The following is a 20,968-nucleotide window of genomic DNA, read 5'->3' as shown; positions in this document are numbered from 1 at the left end:
CATGACCAGCAAGGGCACCCACCAGTGGCGCGGCATCATCGAGGAGTACCGGGACCGGCTTCCGGTCACGGCGACGACGCCGGTCGTCACGCTTCGTGAGGGCGGCACGCCGCTCGTACCGGCGCAGGTCCTCTCCGAGCGCACGGGCTGCGAGGTGCACCTCAAGGTCGAGGGCGCCAACCCCACCGGTTCCTTCAAGGACCGCGGCATGACCATGGCCATCACCCGGGCCAAGGAGGAGGGGGCGAAGGCCGTCATCTGCGCCTCCACCGGCAACACCTCCGCCTCCGCCGCGGCGTACGCGGTCCGCGCGGGCATGGTCTGCGCCGTCCTCGTACCGCAGGGCAAGATCGCGCTCGGCAAGATGGGCCAGGCCCTCGTGCACGGCGCCAAGATCCTCCAGGTCGACGGCAACTTCGACGACTGCCTCACCCTGGCCCGCGCGCTCTCGGACAACTACCCCGTGGCGCTGGTCAATTCGGTCAACCCGGTCCGCATCGAGGGCCAGAAGACCGCCGCGTTCGAGATCGTCGACGCGCTCGGCGACGCCCCCGACATCCACGTCCTGCCGGTCGGCAACGCGGGCAACATCACCGCGTACTGGAAGGGGTACACCGAGTACGCCGGGGACGGCGTCTCCTCCCGCTCCCCGCGCATGTGGGGCTTCCAGGCCTCCGGTTCGGCGCCGATCGTGCGCGGCGAGGTCGTCAAGGACCCGTCCACCATCGCCACCGCGATCCGCATCGGGAACCCGGCGTCCTGGGACTACGCGCTGGCCGCGCGGGACGAATCGGGCGGTTTCATCGACGAGGTGACGGACCGGCAGATTCTGTCCGCCTACCGGCTGTTGGCTTCCCAGGAGGGCGTCTTCGTGGAGCCCGCGTCGGCCGCGTCCGTCGCCGGTCTGCTCAAGGCCGCCGAGGAGGGCAAGGTCGACGCCGGTCAGAAGATCGTCTGCACGGTCACCGGCAACGGCCTCAAGGACCCCGACTGGGCCGTCGCGGGCGCCCCGCAGCCGGTCACGGTCCCGGTCGACGCGGCCACCGCCGCCGAGAAGCTCGGCCTCGTCTGAGCCTCGTCGGAGGCTTCGCCGGACGGGTCGCGGCAGTCGCCGCGACCCAGGGCCCGTCGGCCCCGTCGAGCCACCCGGTCAACCATGACAACCCAGCTCAACCGCCCTCTTTCCGGGGCGGAGAGCGCATAGGAGGCGGGCGACACGCATCGTGCGCCTCCTGTGCGCCCTATGTCGCGACAGAACCTTCCTTCGATAAGCTGTACCCCATCCGCCCGACACCCGCCCGACGGTCCGCTGCGGTACGGCAGCCGTCGTGGGCGAACGCGGTCCGGGCCACCGGATCCCCGTGTACACCCGGTGCGCACCATGTCCCGCCCCCGTCCCCGCAGACCCCGCCGCCGCAGATCCACCGCACTGCATCCCCGCCGCCTTACAAGGAGTGGTCCGACCGATGGCCGGTCCCGCGTTCCGAGCCGCCGCCGTCCGGGTGCGCGTCCCCGCCACCAGCGCCAACCTGGGGCCGGGTTTCGACGCCCTCGGTCTCTCGCTGGGGCTGTACGACGACGTCGTCGTCCGGGTCGCCGACTCCGGGCTGCACATCGACATCGCGGGTGAGGGCAGCGAGACCCTGCCCCGCGACGAGAGCCACCTGCTCGTGCGCTCCCTGCGCACCGCGTTCGACCTGCTCGGCGGCCAGCCCCGCGGGCTGGAGATCGTCTGCGCCAACCGCATCCCGCACGGCCGCGGCCTCGGCTCCTCCTCCGCCGCCATCTGCGCCGGAATCGTCGCCGCCCGCGCCGTGACGACCGGCGGCGACGCCCGCCTCGACGACGCGGCCCTGCTGGAGCTGGCGACCGAGATCGAGGGGCACCCCGACAACGTCGCGGCCTGTCTGCTCGGCGGATTCACCCTCGCCTGGATGGACGGCGGCTCGGCCCGGGCGATCCGGATGGACCCCGCCGAATCCGTCGTGCCCGTCGTCTTCGTGCCCGGGCGCCCCGTGCTCACCGAGACGGCGCGCGGCCTCCTCCCACGCACCGTCCCGCACGTCGACGCGGCCCTCAACGCCGGCCGGGCGGCCCTGCTCGTCGAGGCGCTGACCCGCCGCCCCGAGCTGCTGCTCGCCGCCACCGAGGACCGGATCCACCAGGAATACCGGGGCCCGGCCATGCCGGAGAGCGTGGAGCTGGTGCACCGCCTGCGCGCCGACGGCGTGCCCGCGGTCATCTCCGGCGCCGGACCCACGGTCCTGGCGCTGACGGAGGAGGGTTCGGCCGACAAGGTCGCCCGATTGGCGGGAGAGGGCTGGGCGGCGAATCGGCTGGCCCTCGACGCGTCGGGCGCGAGTGTGCTGCCGCTGACCGCGTAGCCGCATGTGATTACCGGTGAGCGAGAGGGGGAATGTTTGTTGGAGCCGGTAGTGTTAACCTCAAGTCTGCAACCGACGTCTTTGAGGCGCGTTGCTTCGTGTCCCCCTCCGGGACCACCATTCTTCCGGGAGCCTCCCCAACTGCCTGAGCAGCCTGCCTGAGCAGTTTCGAGCACGCTCCGGAACCGGCACGACACCCCTCGCTCGTCCAGGAGTGGGCCGAGCAGGGGGATCTCGCGCCGGACCCCGCACGTTCATCTCTCCGCCGTACCCGGCGGACCACCGCCCCGGCAAGGTCCGCGATCCAGCAAGATCAACAGACCGCAGTCGGACAGCACAACCGGTCGCCGAGCCAGAAGGCCGACGTCCGCTCCAGGGAAGGACCCTTCGTGAGCGACACCACCGATCTGATGGGCGTGACTGCCGACAAGAACGTCGACAGCGCCGCGCCCGCCGAAGGTGCTGCCACTGGCACCACCGCACGGCGCCGCCGCTCCGGCACCGGCCTCGAGGGCATGGTCCTGGCCGAGCTGCAGCAGGTCGCGTCCGGCCTCGGCATCAGGGGCACCGCGCGGATGCGCAAGAGCCAGCTGATCGAGGTCATCAAGGAGGCGCAGGCGGGTGGCGGATCCGCCGCCCCCAAGACCTCCCCCAAGGCCGCAGAGGCCCCCGCCGAGGCGGAGAGCAAGCCCAAGCGCCGCGCGACCTCGAAGGCGCGCACCGGGGACGAGGGCGCCGCTGCCGCCGCCGAGAAGAGCACGGCCGCCCAGCAGCAGATCGACATCCCCGGTCAGCCGGCCAGCGACGACCAGCCCGCGGGCGAGCGCCGTCGCCGCCGCGCCACCGCGCAGGCGGGCAGCCCCGACACCAAGACCGAGGCGAAGACCGAGGTCAAGGTCAAGGCGGAGCCCGGGGCCGCGCAGAAGACCGAGGAGCGGGCCGAGCCCAAGGGCGACGCCCGCGCCGAGAACGCCACCGACACGGCCGAGGGCCGTCGCGGCGACCGTCAGGGCCAGGGCCGCGGCGACCGCGAGGGCCGCCGCGAGCGCCAGCGCGACCGCCGGAACAAGGGCGACGACCAGGGCCAGCAGGGCGGCGGCGGGCAGCGCCCGCAGCGCCAGGGCCAGCAGAACCGTGACAACGGTCCGCAGGACGACTTCGACGACGAGGCGGGCGGCCGCCGCGGCCGTCGTGGCCGCTACCGCGACCGCCGCGGCCGCCGTGGGCGCGACGACTTCGCCGGCGATGTGCAGGTGGCCGAGGACGACGTCCTGATCCCCGTCGCGGGCATCCTGGACATCCTCGACAACTACGCGTTCATCCGGACCTCCGGCTACCTGCCGGGCCCGAACGACGTGTACGTCTCGCTCGCCCAGGTCCGCAAGAACGGCCTGCGCAAGGGCGACCACGTCACCGGCGCGGTGCGCCAGCCCAAGGACGGCGAGCGGCGCGAGAAGTTCAACGCGCTGGTCCGCCTCGACTCGGTCAACGGCATGGCGCCCGAGTCCGGCCGGGGCCGCCCCGAGTTCCAGAAGCTGACCCCGCTCTACCCGCAGGACCGGCTCCGGCTGGAGACCGACTCCAACATCCTGACGACGCGGATCATCGACCTGGTGGCCCCGATCGGCAAGGGCCAGCGCGGGCTCATCGTGGCCCCGCCGAAGACCGGCAAGACCATGATCCTGCAGTCGATCGCCAACGCGATCACGGTCAACAGCCCCGAGTGCCACCTGATGGTCGTCCTGGTCGACGAGCGTCCTGAAGAGGTCACCGACATGCAGCGGTCGGTGAAGGGCGAGGTCATCTCCTCGACCTTCGACCGTCCCGCCGAGGATCACACCACCGTCGCCGAGCTGGCCATCGAGCGCGCCAAGCGCCTCGTCGAGCTGGGTCACGACGTGGTCGTCCTGCTCGACTCGATCACCCGCCTGGGCCGCGCGTACAACCTCGCGGCGCCGGCCTCCGGACGCATCCTGTCCGGTGGTGTCGACTCGACCGCGCTCTACCCCCCGAAGCGCTTCTTCGGCGCCGCGCGCAACATCGAGGACGGCGGCTCGCTGACCATCCTGGCCACCGCGCTCGTCGAGACCGGCTCGCGCATGGACGAGGTGATCTTCGAGGAGTTCAAGGGCACCGGCAACATGGAGCTCAAGCTCGACCGGAAGCTCTCGGACAAGCGCATCTTCCCGGCGGTGGACGTCGACGCGTCCTCCACCCGTAAGGAAGAGATCCTGCTCGGCACCGACGAGCTGGCGGTCGTCTGGAAGCTGCGCCGGGTGCTGCACGCGCTCGACCAGCAGCAGGCGATCGAACTCCTCCTGGACCGGATGAAGAAGACCCAGTCCAACGCGGAGTTCCTGCTCCAGATCCAGAAGACGACGCCGGGCAGCGGCAACGGCAACGACTGACCGGTCGCACGCCTCCAGGCTCCGCCCCCTCACTCCGGTGAGGGGGCGGATCCTTTTTCCGTCGTCCCGGTTCCCTTTTCCTCTTCTTTTCCTTCTCTGCACATTCCCTTGTCGTTGTTACTGACGTAATGTCTGGGGCAGTTGAGGTGGGGGGCCATCGAGGCGGAACGGCAGAGGCGTAAGCCCTGTGGCGATCCGCCCTGCGCAGCGGACAGTTCACGCACCCCCGCCGTTTCCCGACCGGCGGGGCCCTTTTGTGCCGCCGGTTCCTATCCGAAGGATCACCGCGTGCACATACGCACCACGGGGGGCCGCCACGCGCGCCGGCTCAGGCTCGCCGTTCCCGCGGCGGCCGTCACCGCCCTCGCCCTCGTCGGCACCGCCCTGACGATGTCCACGTCGCAGGCCGAGGAGCCGGCGCCCTCGCTGCCGACGGCAGCGCCCGAACGGCCCGCCGCCCCGGCCGAGTCGGAGCTGCGCGAGCGGGTGGCCGACGCGTCCGCATCGGACCGCGAGGTGCTTCCGCCGGCCAAGTTCGCCGGGGACGGCCCGGGCACCGCCGCCCCGATGGTCATCGGCGGAACGCAGACCTCCATCACCAGCGCCCCCTGGATGGCGCAACTCTGGTACTACGACGACCAGGGCACCCCGGCCGACGAGAGCGACGACACCGGCTTCTTCTGCGGCGGCGTCGTCATCGCGCCCACGAAGATCGCCACGGCCGCGCACTGCGTCAAGGGCTACGACTGGAACGCCAACGGCGCGGTCGTCACCGACAGCACCTCCACCGAGCCCAACAGCAGCGGCACCGTCTCCTGGCCCTACCGCCAGTGGAGCAGCCCGGTCTACAAGGACGTGCAGGGCGCGGCCGACAACGACGTCGCCGTCCTCACCCTCTTCGAGCCGGTCACGGCCAAGTCCCTCCCGGTGGCGGCCAGCACGGACACCGGCCTCTACGCCGCGGGCACCCAGGCCAAGGTCTACGGCTGGGGCCGCACCAGCTCCACCAGCGACGACATCTCCACCACCCTGCGCTCGGCGACCCTGCCGATCGTCTCGGACTCGGCGTGCCGCGATTCGTACGGCAGCTACTTCGTCGCGGGCCACATGGTCTGCGCGGGCAAGACCGGCGCGAGCGACGCGGAGACCGTCGGGGCGTGCAACGGTGACTCCGGCGGCCCGCTGGTCATCGGCGGCAAGCTGGCCGGCATCGTCTCCTGGGGCATCGAGGACTGCGTGGGAGAGGGCGCGTACAGCGTCTTCGCGAAGGTGACCTCCTACACGGGCGCCATCAACGCGCGTGCCTACGACACCAACATGACCTGGGACCACCGGGCGGACCTGATGGCCCGCAAGAAGTCCAGCAAGACGATGTACCAGTTCGAGTCCACCGGTACCGCCATGTCGAAGTCCACGTACAGCCCCGACTGGGGCGGCATCAACGTGCTGCTCCAGACGGACCTGAACCGGGACGACAACCAGGACCTGCTGGTGCGCGGCTCGGACGGCAACCTGTACTGGCAGTGGTACAGCATCGCCGCCGACGCGTGGCAGACCAAGCGCCTGGCGACCGGCTGGGCGACCCGGACGCAGATCCTCGCTCCCGGTGACCTGACGAGCGACGGCCACCCGGACGTCCTCTCGACCGACTCCTCCGGCGGCTTCTGGCTGTACCCGGGCAAGGGCAACGGTAGCTTCGCCTCCCGGATCAAGATCGGCGGCGGCGGGCTGAACTACAACATGGTCCGCGGCAGCGGTGACTTCACCGGCGACGGCAAGGCCGACATCATCGCCCGCGGCAGCGGCGGGAAGCTGTACCTCTTCCCGGGCACGGGCAAGGCGAGCGCCCCGTTCGCGTCCAAGATCCTCGTCCGGACCTGGGACGTGGCCACGGCCCTGGTCACCACCGGTGACTTCACCGGCGACGGCCGCGCGGACATCATCGTCCGGGTGAAGACCGGCGAGCTCTACCTCTACCCGGGCACCGGCAGGTCCGACAGCGGCATCTTCGGCTCGCGCAAGCTGCTGGGCAGTGGGGCCAACAACTACGACCTGTTCGGCTGAGCCGAGACCTTGACCACATCCCGTACGGCTTCCGAGCACACCGCACGATCGCTGTACGGGGCACGAAACCCCAGGTGAACGCCGCCTCACGGCTCGTACGCCGGTAAGACCTGTGGCCCCCGTCCCCGACGGGGGCCACAGGCGTCTGTGCAACCCTTCTTCGTGCTTCGGCCGTCTTGAGGACTTGACAGGGGAGGCCGACCGCGCGTGGAACACCACGGCAGGGGGCACGCGGGCAACGGGAGTGACGAGGGAGACGCGTGAGCGAGCAGAACAGGGGCACGGGCCGTATACGCGGCACCGGCAGCCGACGGAGGAAACCGACCCGCCGGCATCGCGCCAAGGTCGTCGCGGCCTGGACGGCGGCGGGAGTCGTGGTCGTCGGCGGGGCCGGGCTCGGCTACGCCTACCTGGCGCTCGACGGCAACCTCTCCACCATCGACATCGACGCCAGGCTCGGCGCCGACCGTCCCGACGACGTGGACGACGGCTCGCAGGACATCCTGGTGCTGGGCTCCGACTCGCGCTCCGGCGACAACGGGAAGTACGGCCGGGACGAGGGCGCGGCCCGCTCCGACACGGCGATGGTCGTCCACGTCGACAAGGGCCACAAGTCCGCGAGTGTCGTCTCGATACCGCGCGACACCCTGATCGAACGCCCCGCCTGCGAGAGCGACACCACCGGAGACCAGGTCCCCGCCGAGCACCGGGCGATGTTCAACACCGCCTACGAGGTCGGCGGGCCCGCCTGCGCGGTCAAGACCGTCGAGTCGATGTCCGGCATCCGCATGGACCACTACCTGGAAGTCGACTTCACCGGCTTCGAGAAGCTCATCGACGAACTCGGCGGCGTCGAGATCACCACGAGGACCGCGATCAACGACTCCAAGAGCCACCTCGACCTGGAGCCCGGCACCCACACCCTGAACGGTGCGGAGTCCCTCGGCCTCGTCCGTACCCGCAAGAGCGTCGGCGACGGCAGCGACCTGGGACGCATCCAGCTCCAGCAGGCGTTCATCAAGGCGCTCATGGAGCAGACGAAGAGCGTCGGCGTGTTCTCCAGCCCCCAGAAGCTCTTCGGGCTCGCGGACGCCGCCACCAAGGCCGTCACCACCGACTCCGGACTCGGCTCGGTCAAGAAGCTCACCGGGTTCGCGAACGGCCTCAAGGGGCTGGGCGCCGACAACGTCCACATGGTGACCCTCCCCGTGGAGTACGACCCGGCCGACCCGAACCGCGTCCTCCCGCAGGAGAAGGCCGGCCGGCAGGTGTGGGCCGCGCTCAGGAACGACCGGCCGATTCCCGCCTCCGCCACCGAGAAGTCGGCCGGCGACAAGGGCGACGCCGACCAGGTCGTCGAGTAGCCCACCGGTCACCCCGGGTGCACGGCCGGGCGGCGGGAATACCCGCGCCCCGCCCCCGGTTTTGGGAGATACGGCCGGTCCTGGCAGACTGGTACGTCGGCCCCGGTTCACGGCCCCGCAAATCCGCGCGGACGACCCGGCGCCCTCCCGAAACTAGGAGACACCTTGAAGCGCGACATTCACCCCGAGTACGTCGAGACGCAGGTCAGCTGCACCTGCGGTGCGTCGTTCACCACCCGGAGCACCATCGACAACGGCACCATCCGTGCCGACGTCTGCTCCGAGTGCCACCCGTTCTACACGGGCAAGCAGAAGATCCTCGACACCGGCGGCCGCGTGGCCCGCTTCGAGGCCCGCTTCGGCAAGGCTGCCGGCTCCGCCAGCAAGTAGCGAGCCACTGCGCCGGTTCCTGGCGCCCTCTTCCCGGGGGCGTCGGAACCGGCGTTTTTTCCGGTCGGGTGCCCGGGGGAGCCCCCGGGCGACACCCCACCGGGCCGTACGCCCTTCAGCAGGCCCGCAGACTTCAGAGCAACCAGGAGCCCCCGCATGTTCGAGGCGGTCGAGGAACTGATCGGTGAGCACACCGATCTCGAGAAGAAGCTCGCCGACCCGTCGGTCCACGCCGACCAGGCGAACGCGCGCAAGCTGAACAAGCGCTACGCGGAGCTGACCCCGATCGTCTCCACGTACCGGACCTGGAAGCAGACCGGCGACGACATCGAGACCGCCCGCGAGTTCGCCGCGGACGACCCCGACTTCGCCGCCGAGGTCAAGGAGCTGGAGAAGCAGCGCGAGGAGATCACGGAGAAGCTCCGCCTCCTCCTCGTCCCGCGCGACCCCAGCGACGACAAGGACGTGCTCCTGGAGATCAAGGCGGGCGCCGGCGGCGACGAGTCCGCCCTGTTCGCCGGGGACCTCCTGCGCATGTACCTGCGCTACGCCGAGCGCGTCGGCTGGAAGACCGAGATCATCGACTCCACCGAGTCCGAGCTCGGCGGCTACAAGGACGTCCAGGTCGCGGTCAAGACCAAGGGCGGCAACGGCGCCACCGAGCCCGGCCAGGGTGTCTGGGCCCGGATGAAGTACGAGGGCGGCGTGCACCGCGTGCAGCGCGTGCCCTCCACCGAGTCCCAGGGCCGCATCCACACCTCCGCCGCGGGCGTGCTCGTCACCCCCGAGGCCGAGGAGGTCGACGTCGAGATCCACGCCAACGATCTCCGTATCGACGTCTACCGCTCCTCGGGCCCCGGCGGCCAGTCCGTCAACACGACCGACTCCGCCGTCCGCATCACGCACCTGCCGACCGGGGTCGTCGCCTCCTGCCAGAACGAGAAGAGCCAGCTCCAGAACAAGGAGCAGGCCATGCGCATCCTGCGGTCCCGGCTGCTCGCCGCCGCCCAGGAGGCCGCCGAGCAGGAAGCCTCCGACGTCCGCCGCAGCCAGGTCCGTACCGTCGACCGCTCCGAGAAGATCCGGACCTACAACTTCCCGGAAAACCGCATCTCGGACCACCGCGTCGGCTTCAAGGCGTACAACTTGGACCAGGTGCTCGACGGCGACCTGGACGCGGTCATCCAGGCGTGCGTCGACGCCGACTCCGCCGCCAAGCTCGCCAACGCGTAAGCGACCCGCCCGCCCCGCACACCCCGTACGGAGAACCGCGATGAACCTGCTGCTCGCCGAGGTGGCCCAGGCCACCCAGCGGCTGGCCGACGCCGGTGTCCCCTCACCGCGATTCGACGCCGAGGAACTCGCGGCCTTCGTCCACGGGGTGAAGCGGGGCGCGCTCCACACGGTCCCCGACAGCGACTTCGACGCCCGGTACTGGGAGGCCATCGCCCGGCGCGAGGCCCGCGAACCCCTCCAGCACATCACCGGCCGCGCCTTCTTCCGCTACCTGGAGCTCCAGGTCGGACCCGGCGTCTTCGTGCCCCGCCCGGAGACCGAGTCGGTCGTCGGCTGGGCCATAGACGCCGTGCGCGCGATGGACGTCGTCGAGCCCGTCGTCGTCGACCTGTGCACCGGATCGGGCGCCATCGCGCTCGCCATGGCCCAGGAGGTCCCCCGCTCCCGCGTCCACGCCGTGGAGCTCTCCGAGGACGCCCTCAGGTGGACGCGGAAGAACGCCGAGGGGTCCAGGGTCACCGTGCACAAGGGAGACGCCCTGAGCGCCCTTCCCGAGCTCGACGGCCAGGTCGACCTGGTGATCTCCAACCCGCCGTACATCCCGCTCACCGAGTGGGAGTACGTCGCCCCCGAGGCCCGCGACCACGACCCGGAGATGGCCCTGTTCTCCGGCGAGGACGGCCTCGACACCATCCGCGGCATCGAACGCACCGCCCACCGGCTGCTGCGCCCCGGCGGCCTCGTCGTCATCGAGCACGCCGACACCCAGGGCGGCCAGGTCCCGTGGATCTTCACCGAGGAGCGGGGCTGGGCGGATGCCGCCGACCACCCCGACCTCAACAAGCGCCCCCGGTTCGCCACCGCCCGCAAGGCCATGCCGTGACCGGCCCCCGGCACCACCACCCGTACCCGTACCCGTACCTGTCCGAGGAGGCCGGCTGATGGCTCGGCGATACGACTGCAACGACGCTACCGACCGGACCACGGGCCTGCGCGAGGCCGCATCGGCCGTCCGCCGGGGCGAACTGGTCGTGCTGCCCACCGACACCGTCTACGGGATCGGTGCGGACGCCTTCACCTCGGAGGCCGTCGCGGACCTGCTGGACGCCAAGGGCCGGGGCCGCAACATGCCCACCCCCGTCCTCATCGGCTCCCCGAACACCCTGCACGGCCTGGTCACCGACTTCTCCGAGGAGGCGTGGGAGCTCGTCGACGCCTTCTGGCCCGGCGCCCTCACCCTCGTCGCCCGGCACCAGCCCTCCCTCCAGTGGGACCTCGGCGACACCCGGGGCACCGTTGCCATCCGGATGCCGCTGCACCCGGTCGCCATCGAGCTGCTGACCGAGGTCGGCCCGATGGCCGTCTCCAGCGCCAACCTCACCGGGCACCCCTCGCCCGAGGACTGCGACGCCGCCCAGGGCATGCTCGGCGACTCCGTCTCCGTCTACCTCGACGGCGGCCCGACGCCCGGCATCGTGCCGTCCTCCATCGTCGACGTCACCGGCGCCACCCCGGTCCTGCTGCGCGCCGGCGCCCTCTCCGCGGAGGAGCTGCGCAAGGTGGTTCCCGACCTCGAGGTGGCCAATTGACCGCCCCCGAGGGGCGTGGCATAGCGGGGCGGACCGACACCTTCCGCATCCTCCACGTCAGCACCGGCAACGTCTGCCGCTCGCCCATCACCGAGCGGCTGACCCGCCATGCCCTGGTGGACCGCCTCGGCGACCCGCTCAGCGGTGGCCTGATCGTGGAGAGCGCCGGCACCTGGGGCCATGAGGGCGCCCCCATGGAGGCCAACGCCGAGGTCGTCCTCGCCGACTTCGGCGCGGACCACACCGGCTTCGTCGGCCGCGAACTGCTCGACGAGCACGTCATCCGCGCCGACCTGGTCCTCACCGCCACCCGCGACCACCGCGCCCAGGTCATCTCCATGGGCCACTCCGCGGGCCTGCGCACCTTCACGCTCAAGGAGTTCACCCGGCTGGTCCGGGCGATAGACCCGGCCACCCTGCCCGACCCGCGCGACGAGGGCGTCGTCGAGCGCGCCCGCGCCCTGGTGCGCGCCGCCGCCGCGCTGCGCGGCTGGCTGCTGGCCCCGACCGCCGAGGCGGACGAGGTCTACGACCCCTACGGCGCGCCCATCACCTTCTTCCGCTCCATCGGCGACGAGATCAACCAGGCGCTCGACCCGGTCGTCACCGCGCTCACCGGCGTCCGCGCCCCGCACTGACGGACGCGGGCGCGCACTGACGGACGCGGGCGCGCACCGCCGCACGCCGCCGCGACAGCCCTCCGTACGCGGCCCCACCGGACGGCCCGCACGTCCCGCGCCGTACACCGGTGCGCCGACCGGCGTACGGCACCCTCCGACAGCGGGCACGGTGCCCCGCCCCGGCGTACGTTGGAGCTGACACCGGCACCCCTCGCCGGCGCACCCACCTCCAGGCCCGGAGCCGTCCCATGCCGGTCACCTCTCCCGCCGCACCCGCACCCCCGGCCGCGCCGCCCGCGCCCGACGCCCTGCCCCAGGACTTCGGCTCGCTGCTGAGCCAGGACCCGGAGATCGCCGGGATCCTCCTCGCGGAGCGGGACCGGCAGGCGGGCACCCTCCAGCTGATCGCCGCCGAGAACTTCACCTCGCCCGCGGTCCTGGCCGCCCTCGGCTCCCCGCTCGCCAACAAGTACGCCGAGGGGTACCCGGGCGCCCGCCACCACGGCGGCTGCGAGCACGCGGACCAGGCCGAACGCATCGCCGTACGCCGGGCCACCGCCCTCTTCGGCGCCGAACACGCCAACGTCCAGCCGCACTCCGGCTCCTCCGCCGTCCTCGCCGCCTACGCCGCGCTGCTGCGCCCCGGCGACACGGTCCTCGCGATGGGGCTCCCGTCCGGGGGACACCTCACCCACGGGGCGCCGGGCAACTTCTCCGGCCGCTGGTTCGACTTCGTCGGCTACGGGGTCGACCCCGGCACCGGGCTCATCGACCACACCCGGCTGCGCGCCCTGGCCCGCGCACGCCGGCCCAAGGCCATCGTCTGCGGCTCCATCTCCTACCCCCGGCACCCCGATTACGAGGCGTTCCGGGAGATCGCCGACGAGGTCGGGGCGTATCTGATCGTGGACGCCGCCCATCCGATGGGGCTGATCGCCGGGGGAGCGGCGCCGAACCCGGTCCCGTACGCCGACGTGGTCTGCGCCACCACGCACAAGGTGCTGCGCGGTCCGCGCGGCGGCATGATCCTGTGCGGCGCCGAGCTGGCGGAGCGGATCGACCGGGCGGTGTTCCCCTTCACGCAGGGCGGGGCGCAGATGCACACGGTGGCGGCGAAGGCGGTCGCGTTCGGGGAGGCGGCCACCCCCGCGTACACGCTCTACGCCCACCAGGTCGTCGCCCACGCCCGGGTGCTGGCAGCCGGCCTGGAGGCGGAGGGCTTCGAGGTGACCACGGGCGGCACGGACACCCATATCGTCGTCGCGGACCCGGCCCCGCTCGGCGTCGACGGCCGCACCGCCCGGGAGCGCCTGTCGGCGGCCGGTATGGTCCTCGACACGTGCGCCCTGCCGTACGGGGACGCCCGGGGCATCCGGCTCGGCGCCGCCGCCGTCACCACACAGGGGATGGACGACGGGGACATGGCCCGGATCGCGGCCCTGTTCGGGGCGGCCGTACGGGAGACGGGCGACGTGAGCCCGATCGCGGCGGAGGTCCGGGCACTGGCGGAGCGGAACCCTCCCTATCCGGGGTAGGCGAGGGACGGGGAACCATCACCCGTACCGTGGTGTCCTTGTACAGAGACTAGGGTGTGGGGCTGAGATGGCCGGCGAAACCTGTGGGGCAGCCCGTGCGTGATTACCTGCTGACGCTCTGTGTCACGGCAGCGGTGACCTATCTGCTGACCGGACCGGTGCGTAAGTTCGCCATCGCGATCGGGGCGATGCCCGCGATCCGCGCGCGCGACGTCCACCGGGAGCCGACACCGCGGCTCGGTGGGATCGCCATGTTCGGCGGGCTGTGTGCGGGGCTGATCGTCGCCGACCACCTGTTCAATCTGCAGGGCGTTTTCGAACTTTCCAACGAGCCACGGGCGTTGCTCTCCGGCGCCGCGCTGATCTGGCTGATCGGCGTGCTCGACGACAAGTTCGAGATCGACGCCCTGATCAAGCTCGGCGGCCAGATGATCGCCGCCGCCGTCATGGTCATCCAGGGGCTCACGATCCTGTGGCTGCCGATCCCCGGCGTCGGCACGGTCGCCCTCACCCAGTGGCAGGGCACGCTGCTCACGGTGGCGCTGGTCGTCATCACGATCAACGCGGTCAACTTCGTCGACGGCCTGGACGGGCTCGCGGCGGGCATGGTGTGCATCGCGTCGGCGGCGTTCTTCCTGTACGCGTACCGGCTCTGGATGGGGTACGGCATCGAGGCGGCGGCCCCCGCGACGCTCTTCGCGGCGATCCTCATGGGGATGTGCCTGGGCTTCCTGCCGCACAACATGCACCCGGCGCGGATCTTCATGGGCGACTCGGGCTCGATGCTGATCGGGCTGGTGCTGGCGGCGGGCGCGATCTCGATCACGGGCCAGGTCGACCCGGACAACCTGAAGATCTTCTTCGAGGGCAGTGAACGGGGGGCGACCCACGCGATGTTCCCGGTCTTCATCCCGCTGGTACTGCCACTGACGATCATCGCCATCCCGGCCGCCGACCTGATCCTGGCCATCGTCCGGCGCACCTGGAACGGCCAGTCGCCGTTCGCGGCCGACCGGGGCCACCTGCACCACCGGCTGCTGGAGGTCGGGCACTCGCACAGCCGGGCCGTGCTGATCATGTACTTCTGGTCGGCGCTCATCGCCTTCGGCACCGTCGGCTACTCGGTGCACTCGGCCTCGACGTGGATCATCTTCATGATCGTCGGCGCGAGCGCGATCGGCCTGATCCTCCTGCTGATGCCGCGCTTCACCCCGCGCGCCCCGCACTGGGCCAACCGCTTCGTGCCGCCGCGCTACCGGCACCGGAGTGTGGCGGTAGCTGTCGAGGACACTCAGGCCGCCCGGACCGCAGGCCTCAACGGGGCCACGGCGGTAGGAGAGCGTCAGCGTTTCCTCTCGCGCCAGAAGGTCGACAGCAGCCTCTAGGCGACGCGCGACGTGGCAGCCGGAGCGAAATTGGCCGGTATGCGGTCTCCGCGGCGTCGCTTTCGATAGTCGTTCTGCGAGCACGTCTGCCATCAGCACTCTTTCGTGCCGGCGTTTCCTGTTTCCCGGGACGGGCGGGTAGAGGAAAGAGAGGAATAAGGCATTCCCTTTCCGGGCCCCCGGCTGTTCGCGCCGAAGCTCATTGAAGTGCGCGTTGCGTTCGCATAGCGTCTGGCGTGCCGAGCCCGTGACCGCGGCGCGGTAATCCGAGATTATCTTTAGGGGGAACTGTGCGTAAATTCGCCTGCATAGTCGCATCGGCAGCGATGATGAGCGGCCTGCTCGGGGCCGGAGTCGCCCAGGCGTCGACGTTGTCTGCTCAGCAGCCGATCGAGGCCAAGGCGACCAAGAAGTTCACTGTTTCGCTCTATCCGAACCGAAAGTCGGAGTCCCCGGAGAAGTTCAAGAAGGGGAAGACCGGCAAGGTGAAGTACACCGTGACGAAGAAGGGGTGGAACCACGCCGTCGGATTCCGGCTCGTCACGTGCAAGGGCCACAAGGGCCTGACCGAATCGATCCCTTTCAAGAAGAAGAAGGGCGACTACTACACCTTCAAGAAGTCGATCAAGAAGGGGACCTGCTTCAAGGTGCAGGCCGGGCGCTCGTGGGCTCAGAGTGCCGAAGGCAAGGTGAAGTTCAGCTGACGCGTCAGCCGGAGACGGCCTAGGCGTACATGGGTCGGTGGTCACTGTCGTGACCACCGACCCTTCTGTGTGGTGTGAATGGTGCGCCGCGTGGAACGTCGCTCGTGTGAGTGGCGGCAGCGAGCCCCTGGTCAAATAGCTGCATTATCAGACATCTCGCTCAGTTTGACGCTCAGGCGCGCGTGTTAGCCCTCATGTGTGACGGTTGGCACACTTTCCAGGTAAAGACCTCATCAAATAGTTTGTGATACCGTTCACGAGACCCGGTGACGGAGCCGAAGGACCCTAGTGAGACGGTCCATTGGCCTGGTAATCCGCCTCGCGGACCGGGCCTACGCTCGTCCATGACGACGCCCCATTCCTCCTCTCAGACCAGTGGAGCTGCCGCCATGCAGTCCGACATGCGCGAAGTACTGCGCATCGCCACCCCCACCGCCGCGGTGGGAGCCATCGCCACGCTCGTCGGCGGTCTGCTCGCCGGCGGCGAAGGGGCGATCGGTGCCGCGGTCGGCTGCGTGGTCGTGATCGTCTTCATGGCGCTCGGACTGCTGGCGCTCAACTGGGTCGGCAAGGCCATGCCTCACCTGTTCCAGGGCATGGGGCTGATGATCTACTCGGCCCAGCTCGTGCTCCTGCTCATCTTCATCCTGAGCATCCGGAACACATCCCTCTTCGATCTTCAGGTCTTCGCCCTCTCGCTGGTCGCGGCCGTGATCACGTGGATCACCACGCAGGCCGTGCTGCACGCGCGGAGCAAGACTCTCTACGTCGACCCCGACGCGGACACCCGCAACCGAGCGGGTGGAGCTGGGGGAGATCGTGACGAGTAGGGCCGGGATAAAGCCGTGTTCGACGTGCTGCTATCGTCCGGTCTCGGTTGCGGTAGTGCGAGCGCGGGCAACAGGGCGATCGCATGACTCATCGCGAGGCTTCGGGCCCGGCCGCCGCCTCCTCACCGTAAGAACCAGTCCGGTGCCGACCTGCGGCCACCCGCCGCTCCGACACAACGAGGTAGCCGCATCCATGCGCCATGCAGAAGGAGCTCTTGGTGACTGACGCCCAGACGCTCGCCTTCGAGACGAACTGCCACCTGTTCAAGGACTGTGGGTTCCATGCCCCCAGCGTGTGGTCGTTCATGTTCGAGCCGCTCTTCACCATTGGGCCTGTCGAGTTCAACAAGCCCATGCTGCTTGCGATCATCGGCACGTTCGCGATCCTGGCCTTCTTCTGGGCCGGTTTCTCGAAGCCCAAGGTCGTTCCGGGCAAGCTGCAGATGGTCGCCGAGGCGCTGTACGACTTCGTCCACCGCGGCATCGCCCGTGAGGTCATCGGCAAGAAGGGCGAGCCCTTCGTTCCTCTGCTGGTCTCGCTGTTCTTCTTCGTCTGGATGCTGAACCTCTGGGCCATCATTCCGATCGCCCAGTTCCCGGTCAGCTCCGTCATCGCCTACCCCGTCGGCCTGGCCCTGGTGGTCTGGGTGACGTACATGACGGTGACGTTCCGGTCGAACGGATTCGTCGGAGGCATCCGCAACCTCTGTGTCCCGAGCGGTCTGCCCAAGCCGATCTATGTGCTGTTGACGCCGCTGGAGTTCATCTCCAACGTCTTCGTCCGGCCGTTCACACTGGCGGTGCGACTCTTCGCGAACATGTTCGCGGGCCACATCCTGATTCTGATCTTCACGATCGCCACCTGGTACATGCTCGGCACCGTCCTCGGCACGGTCTACGCGGGCGCGTCGTTCATCATGACGCTGATCCTCACCGTGTTCGAGTTGTTCATTCAGGCCCTTCAGGCCTACGTGTTCACGGTGCTGACCGCCACGTACCTCTCCCAGGCGCTCGAAGAAGCCCACTGAGGACCCGACAGCCCCCGGCTTCACCCCTCAGCCCCCCAGACGCCCGGTGCGAAGACCATTTCCGCCGGTCCCACCAAGAGAAGGAACCACAGACATGTCTGCTGCTTTCGAGACCCTCGCGGCCGTGAACGGCAACGTCGGCACCATCGGCTACGGCCTCGCCGCGATCGGCCCCGGTATCGGCATCGGCATCATCTTCGGTAACGGTGTGCAGGCCATCGCCCGCCAGCCCGAGGCTGCCGGCCTCATCCGCCAGAACATGCTGCTCGGCTTCGCCGTCGTCGAGGCCCTGGCCCTGATCGGCTTCGTCGTTCCGTTCATCGTCAAGTGACGTTGTGCCTGTAGCTCCATTCGACGAAAGGTCCACCATGATGTATCTGGCAGCCGAGAAGGCGCAGGACCCTCTGCTCCCGGTGTGGCCCGAGATCGTCATCGGCTTGATCTGCTTCGGCATCGTCTTCTTCGTCTTCTCGAAGAAGCTGCTTCCGGTGATCAACAAGACCCTGGAAGAGCGCCGCGAGGCGATCGAGGGTGGCATCGAGAAGGCCGAAGCGGCTCAGACCGAGGCTCAGAGCGTGCTTGAGCAGTACAAGGCCCAGCTCGCCGAGGCCCGTCACGAGGCCGCGCGTCTGCGCCAGGAGGCGCAGGAGCAGGGCGCCGTCATCATCCAGGAGATGAAGGCGGAAGGTCAGCGGCAGCGCGAAGAGATCATCGCCGCCGGCCATGCCCAGATCGAGGCCGACCGCAAGGCAGCGTCCTCGGCGCTGCGTCAGGACGTGGGCAAGCTCGCCACCGACCTGGCCGGCAAGCTCGTCGGCGAGTCCCTCCAGGACCACGCCCGGCAGAGCGGCACCGTCGACCGGTTCCTCGACGAGCTCGAGGCGAAGGCCGAGGCGGCCCGATGAACGGCGCGAGCCGCGAAGCACTGGCTGCCGCACGCGAGCGTCTCGACGCGCTGACCGACAACACGTCGGTCGACGCGGCGAAGCTCGCCGAGGAGCTGGCCTCGGTCACCTCGCTGCTCGACCGCGAAGTATCCCTGCGCCGGGTCCTCACCGACCCGGCCCAGAGCGGCGAGAGCAAGGCCGAGCTGGCCACGCGCCTGCTCAGCGGACAGGTCGGCGGCGAGACCGTCGACCTGGTCTCCGGACTCGTCCGGTCCCGCTGGTCGCAGTCCCGTGACCTGGTGGACTCGGTCGAGGAGCTGGCGAACACCGCCGACCTCACCGCGGCCCAGCGCGGCGGCCGCCTCGACGACGTCGAGGACGAGCTGTTCCGGTTCGGCCGGATCGTCGGCTCCGACACGGAGCTGCGTTCCGCGCTGACCAGCCGTACGGCCACGGCGTCCGCCAAGGGCGAGCTGCTGCGCAGCCTGCTCGGCGGCAAGGCGCAGCCGGTCACCGAGCGGATCATCGTCCGCCTCGTGACCCACCCGCGTGGACGTAGCCTGGAAGCAGGGCTGGACTCGCTGTCCAAGCTCGCCGCGGAGCGCCGGAACCGCATGGTCGCCGTCGTCACCTCGGCGGTGCCGCTCAGCGACCGGCAGAAGCAGCGCCTCGGCGCCGCTCTGGCGAAGCTCTACGGCCGCGAGATGCACCTGAACCTGGACGTGGACCCCTCGGTCCTCGGCGGGGTCTCGGTGCGCGTCGGTGACGAGGTCATCAACGGCACCGTGGCGGAGCGTCTCGACGATGCGACCCGTCGCATGGCCGGCTGAGACAGAGCAAGACCAGAGCAAGACCAAAGCAAGACCAGCGGCCCGGTTGGGCCGTGCAGAAATTGCAGAAGATTCCTGGGGGTCGGCCCCCAGACCCCCTTAAGAAACTTCGGGCCCAACAAGGAGAGCAGGGAACCCAGATGGCGGAGCTCACGATCCGGCCGGAGGAGATCCGGGACGCACTGGATAACTTTGTCCAGTCGTACCAGCCGGACGCGGCCTCGCGCGAGGAGGTCGGTACGGTCAGCGTTGCCGGCGACGGCATCGCGAAGGTGGAGGGTCTGCCCTCCGCCATGGCGAACGAGCTGCTGAAGTTCGAGGACGGCACCCTCGGTCTCGCCCTCAACCTCGAGGAGCGCGAGATCGGTGCGATCGTCCTCGGCGAGTTCAGCGGAATCGAGGAGGGCCAGCCGGTGCAGCGCACCGGTGAGGTGCTCTCCGTCGGCGTCGGCGAGGGCTACCTCGGCCGCGTCGTCGACCCGCTCGGCAACCCGATCGACGGTCTCGGCGAGATCGAGACCGACAGCCGCCGCGCCCTCGAGCTGCAGGCCCCTGGCGTCATGGTCCGCAAGTCGGTGCACGAGCCGATGCAGACCGGCTACAAGGCCGTCGACGCCATGGTGCCGATCGGCCGCGGCCAGCGTCAGCTGATCATCGGCGACCGTCAGACGGGTAAGACCGCGCTGGCCGTCGACACGATCATCAACCAGCGCGACAACTGGCGCTCGGGCGACGTGAACAAGCAGGTCCGCTGCATCTACGTCGCCATCGGTCAGAAGGGTTCCACCATCGCCTCCGTGCGTGGTGCGCTCGAAGAGGCCGGTGCGCTGGAGTACACGACCATCGTCGCCGCCCCGGCGTCCGACCCGGCCGGCTTCAAGTACCTGGCGCCGTACACCGGTTCGGCCATCGGCCAGCACTGGATGTACCAGGGCAAGCACGTCCTGATCATCTTCGACGACCTCTCGAAGCAGGCCGACGCCTACCGCGCCGTGTCCCTGCTGCTGCGCCGCCCGCCGGGCCGCGAGGCCTACCCGGGTGACGTCTTCTACCTGCACTCCCGTCTGCTGGAGCGCTGCGCGAAGCTCTCCGACGAGATGGGCGCCGGTTCGATGACGGGCCTCCCGATCGTCGAGACCAAGGCGAACGACGTGTCGGCGTTCATCCCGACCAACGTCATCTCCATCACCGACGGCCAGTGCTTCCTGGAGTCCGACCTGTTCAACGCGGGTCAGCGTCCGGCGCTCAACGTCGGTATCTCGGTCTCGCGAGTCGGTGGCTCCGCCCAGCACAAGGCCATGAAGCAGGTCTCCGGCCGGCTTCGCGTGGACCTCGCCCAGTACCGCGAGCTGGAGGCGTTCGCCGCCTTCGGTTCCGACCTGGACGCGGCCTCGAAGGCCTCGCTGGAGCGCGGTAAGCGCATGGTCGAGCTGCTGAAGCAGCCGCAGTACGCCCCGTTCCCGATGGAGGAGCAGGTCGTCTCGGTCTGGGCCGGCACCACGGGCAAGATGGACGACGTCCCGGTCGAGGACATCCGTCGCTTCGAGAGCGAGCTGCTGGAGTTCCTGCGCCGTGAGCGCAAGGACCTCCTGACCAGCATCGCCGAGGGCGGCAAGATGTCCGACGACACGCTGCAGTCGATCGCCGACGCGATCGCCGCCTTCAAGCAGCAGTTCGAGACCTCGGACGGCAAGCTCCTGGGCGAGGGCTGATC

At 69.8% G+C, this 20,968-nt stretch carries 19 protein-coding genes; all 19 read left to right on the top strand.

Translation table 11 applies throughout. From position 1 onward, the window contains the following. Position 1 precedes the first annotated feature (1 nt). The 19 genes from thrC (at position 2) to atpA (ending at position 20,966) form a co-directional block, all read left to right on the top strand. Positions 2–1,072: a threonine synthase gene (thrC, locus tag IE145_RS12695; RefSeq protein ID WP_189521026.1), complete on the top strand. Its 1,071-nt coding sequence runs from the start codon at positions 2–4 to the stop codon at positions 1,070–1,072. Between the two features lie 394 nt (positions 1,073–1,466). Continuing rightward, positions 1,467–2,384 (top strand): homoserine kinase, encoded by a 918-nt coding sequence (gene thrB, locus IE145_RS12690; protein WP_189521025.1) that lies wholly within the window; start codon positions 1,467–1,469, stop codon positions 2,382–2,384. A gap of 389 nt (positions 2,385–2,773) precedes the next feature. Next, positions 2,774–4,792 carry a transcription termination factor Rho gene (rho, locus tag IE145_RS12685; protein WP_189521024.1) on the top strand — a complete coding sequence of 673 codons (2,019 nt, stop codon included), beginning with the start codon at positions 2,774–2,776 and terminating at the stop codon, positions 4,790–4,792. Positions 4,793–5,080: 288 nt separating this feature from the next. Further along, the gene (locus IE145_RS12680; protein WP_189521023.1) at positions 5,081–6,856 is read left to right on the top strand and encodes a trypsin-like serine protease; all 1,776 of its coding nucleotides are present in this window, start codon (positions 5,081–5,083) and stop codon (positions 6,854–6,856) included. A 260-nt stretch (positions 6,857–7,116) separates the two neighbouring features. Next, positions 7,117–8,220 (top strand): LCP family protein, encoded by a 1,104-nt coding sequence (locus IE145_RS12675; protein WP_189521022.1) that lies wholly within the window; start codon positions 7,117–7,119, stop codon positions 8,218–8,220. Between the two features lie 165 nt (positions 8,221–8,385). After that, complete coding sequence (gene rpmE / locus IE145_RS12670; protein ID WP_003966263.1) at positions 8,386–8,610, top strand: 50S ribosomal protein L31; 225 nt, start codon at positions 8,386–8,388, stop codon at positions 8,608–8,610. Between the two features lie 156 nt (positions 8,611–8,766). Continuing rightward, positions 8,767–9,843: a peptide chain release factor 1 gene (prfA, locus tag IE145_RS12665; protein ID WP_189521021.1), complete on the top strand. Its 1,077-nt coding sequence runs from the start codon at positions 8,767–8,769 to the stop codon at positions 9,841–9,843. Between the two features lie 40 nt (positions 9,844–9,883). Further along, entirely contained in the window at positions 9,884–10,729 is an 846-nt protein-coding gene (prmC, locus tag IE145_RS12660) for a peptide chain release factor N(5)-glutamine methyltransferase (RefSeq protein ID WP_030579786.1), read from the top strand. Between the two features lie 58 nt (positions 10,730–10,787). Then, positions 10,788–11,435: an L-threonylcarbamoyladenylate synthase gene (locus tag IE145_RS12655; protein ID WP_032763084.1), complete on the top strand. Its 648-nt coding sequence runs from the start codon at positions 10,788–10,790 to the stop codon at positions 11,433–11,435. Beyond that, positions 11,432–12,073, top strand: coding sequence for an arsenate reductase/protein-tyrosine-phosphatase family protein (locus IE145_RS12650; RefSeq protein WP_189521020.1), 642 nt, complete (start codon positions 11,432–11,434; stop codon positions 12,071–12,073). Before IE145_RS12655 ends, IE145_RS12650 begins: the two co-directional genes overlap by 4 nt. Before the next feature lie 230 nt (positions 12,074–12,303). After that, the gene (gene glyA, locus IE145_RS12645) at positions 12,304–13,590 is read left to right on the top strand and encodes a serine hydroxymethyltransferase (RefSeq protein WP_189521019.1); all 1,287 of its coding nucleotides are present in this window, start codon (positions 12,304–12,306) and stop codon (positions 13,588–13,590) included. Between the two features lie 83 nt (positions 13,591–13,673). Next, positions 13,674–14,975, top strand: coding sequence for an MraY family glycosyltransferase (locus IE145_RS12640; protein WP_189521018.1), 1,302 nt, complete (start codon positions 13,674–13,676; stop codon positions 14,973–14,975). 326 nt (positions 14,976–15,301) lie between these two features. After that, positions 15,302–15,679 (top strand): hypothetical protein, encoded by a 378-nt coding sequence (locus tag IE145_RS12635; RefSeq protein ID WP_189521017.1) that lies wholly within the window; start codon positions 15,302–15,304, stop codon positions 15,677–15,679. 389 nt (positions 15,680–16,068) lie between these two features. Beyond that, complete coding sequence (locus IE145_RS12630) at positions 16,069–16,509, top strand: Cg1360 family ATP-synthase-associated protein (RefSeq protein ID WP_189521016.1); 441 nt, start codon at positions 16,069–16,071, stop codon at positions 16,507–16,509. Between the two features lie 200 nt (positions 16,510–16,709). Next, positions 16,710–17,537: a F0F1 ATP synthase subunit A gene (atpB, locus tag IE145_RS12625; RefSeq protein WP_161265985.1), complete on the top strand. Its 828-nt coding sequence runs from the start codon at positions 16,710–16,712 to the stop codon at positions 17,535–17,537. A 94-nt stretch (positions 17,538–17,631) separates the two neighbouring features. Continuing rightward, complete coding sequence (gene atpE / locus IE145_RS12620; RefSeq protein ID WP_003966254.1) at positions 17,632–17,868, top strand: ATP synthase F0 subunit C; 237 nt, start codon at positions 17,632–17,634, stop codon at positions 17,866–17,868. A gap of 37 nt (positions 17,869–17,905) precedes the next feature. Continuing rightward, entirely contained in the window at positions 17,906–18,442 is a 537-nt protein-coding gene (locus IE145_RS12615; RefSeq protein ID WP_189521015.1) for a F0F1 ATP synthase subunit B, read from the top strand. Continuing rightward, entirely contained in the window at positions 18,439–19,254 is an 816-nt protein-coding gene (locus IE145_RS12610; protein WP_189521014.1) for a F0F1 ATP synthase subunit delta, read from the top strand. The genes IE145_RS12615 and IE145_RS12610 overlap by 4 nt, the downstream gene beginning before the upstream one ends. A 140-nt stretch (positions 19,255–19,394) precedes the next feature. Continuing rightward, positions 19,395–20,966 carry a F0F1 ATP synthase subunit alpha gene (gene atpA, locus IE145_RS12605; RefSeq protein WP_006127591.1) on the top strand — a complete coding sequence of 524 codons (1,572 nt, stop codon included), beginning with the start codon at positions 19,395–19,397 and terminating at the stop codon, positions 20,964–20,966. The last annotated feature ends 2 nt before the right edge of the window (positions 20,967–20,968 follow it).

It is taken from the genome of Streptomyces sindenensis, from assembly GCF_014649035.1.
In the GTDB taxonomy this organism is placed as follows: Bacteria; Actinomycetota; Actinomycetes; order Streptomycetales; family Streptomycetaceae; genus Streptomyces; species Streptomyces sindenensis.
This window is presented reverse-complemented; position numbering and strand designations above follow the sequence as displayed.

Coding starts and splice junctions, on each gene's coding strand:
- IE145_RS12655 (WP_032763084.1), top strand. CDS start 10,788: ATGGCTCGGCGATACGACTGCAACGACGCTACCGACCGGACCACGGGC.
- atpA (WP_006127591.1), top strand. CDS start 19,395: ATGGCGGAGCTCACGATCCGGCCGGAGGAGATCCGGGACGCACTGGAT.
- prfA (WP_189521021.1), top strand. CDS start 8,767: ATGTTCGAGGCGGTCGAGGAACTGATCGGTGAGCACACCGATCTCGAG.
- atpB (WP_161265985.1), top strand. CDS start 16,710: ATGCAGAAGGAGCTCTTGGTGACTGACGCCCAGACGCTCGCCTTCGAG.
- glyA (WP_189521019.1), top strand. CDS start 12,304: ATGCCGGTCACCTCTCCCGCCGCACCCGCACCCCCGGCCGCGCCGCCC.
- thrB (WP_189521025.1), top strand. CDS start 1,467: ATGGCCGGTCCCGCGTTCCGAGCCGCCGCCGTCCGGGTGCGCGTCCCC.
- prmC (WP_030579786.1), top strand. CDS start 9,884: ATGAACCTGCTGCTCGCCGAGGTGGCCCAGGCCACCCAGCGGCTGGCC.
- IE145_RS12635 (WP_189521017.1), top strand. CDS start 15,302: ATGATGAGCGGCCTGCTCGGGGCCGGAGTCGCCCAGGCGTCGACGTTG.
- atpE (WP_003966254.1), top strand. CDS start 17,632: ATGTCTGCTGCTTTCGAGACCCTCGCGGCCGTGAACGGCAACGTCGGC.
- IE145_RS12615 (WP_189521015.1), top strand. CDS start 17,906: ATGATGTATCTGGCAGCCGAGAAGGCGCAGGACCCTCTGCTCCCGGTG.
- IE145_RS12610 (WP_189521014.1), top strand. CDS start 18,439: ATGAACGGCGCGAGCCGCGAAGCACTGGCTGCCGCACGCGAGCGTCTC.
- thrC (WP_189521026.1), top strand. CDS start 2: ATGACCAGCAAGGGCACCCACCAGTGGCGCGGCATCATCGAGGAGTAC.
- IE145_RS12630 (WP_189521016.1), top strand. CDS start 16,069: ATGCAGTCCGACATGCGCGAAGTACTGCGCATCGCCACCCCCACCGCC.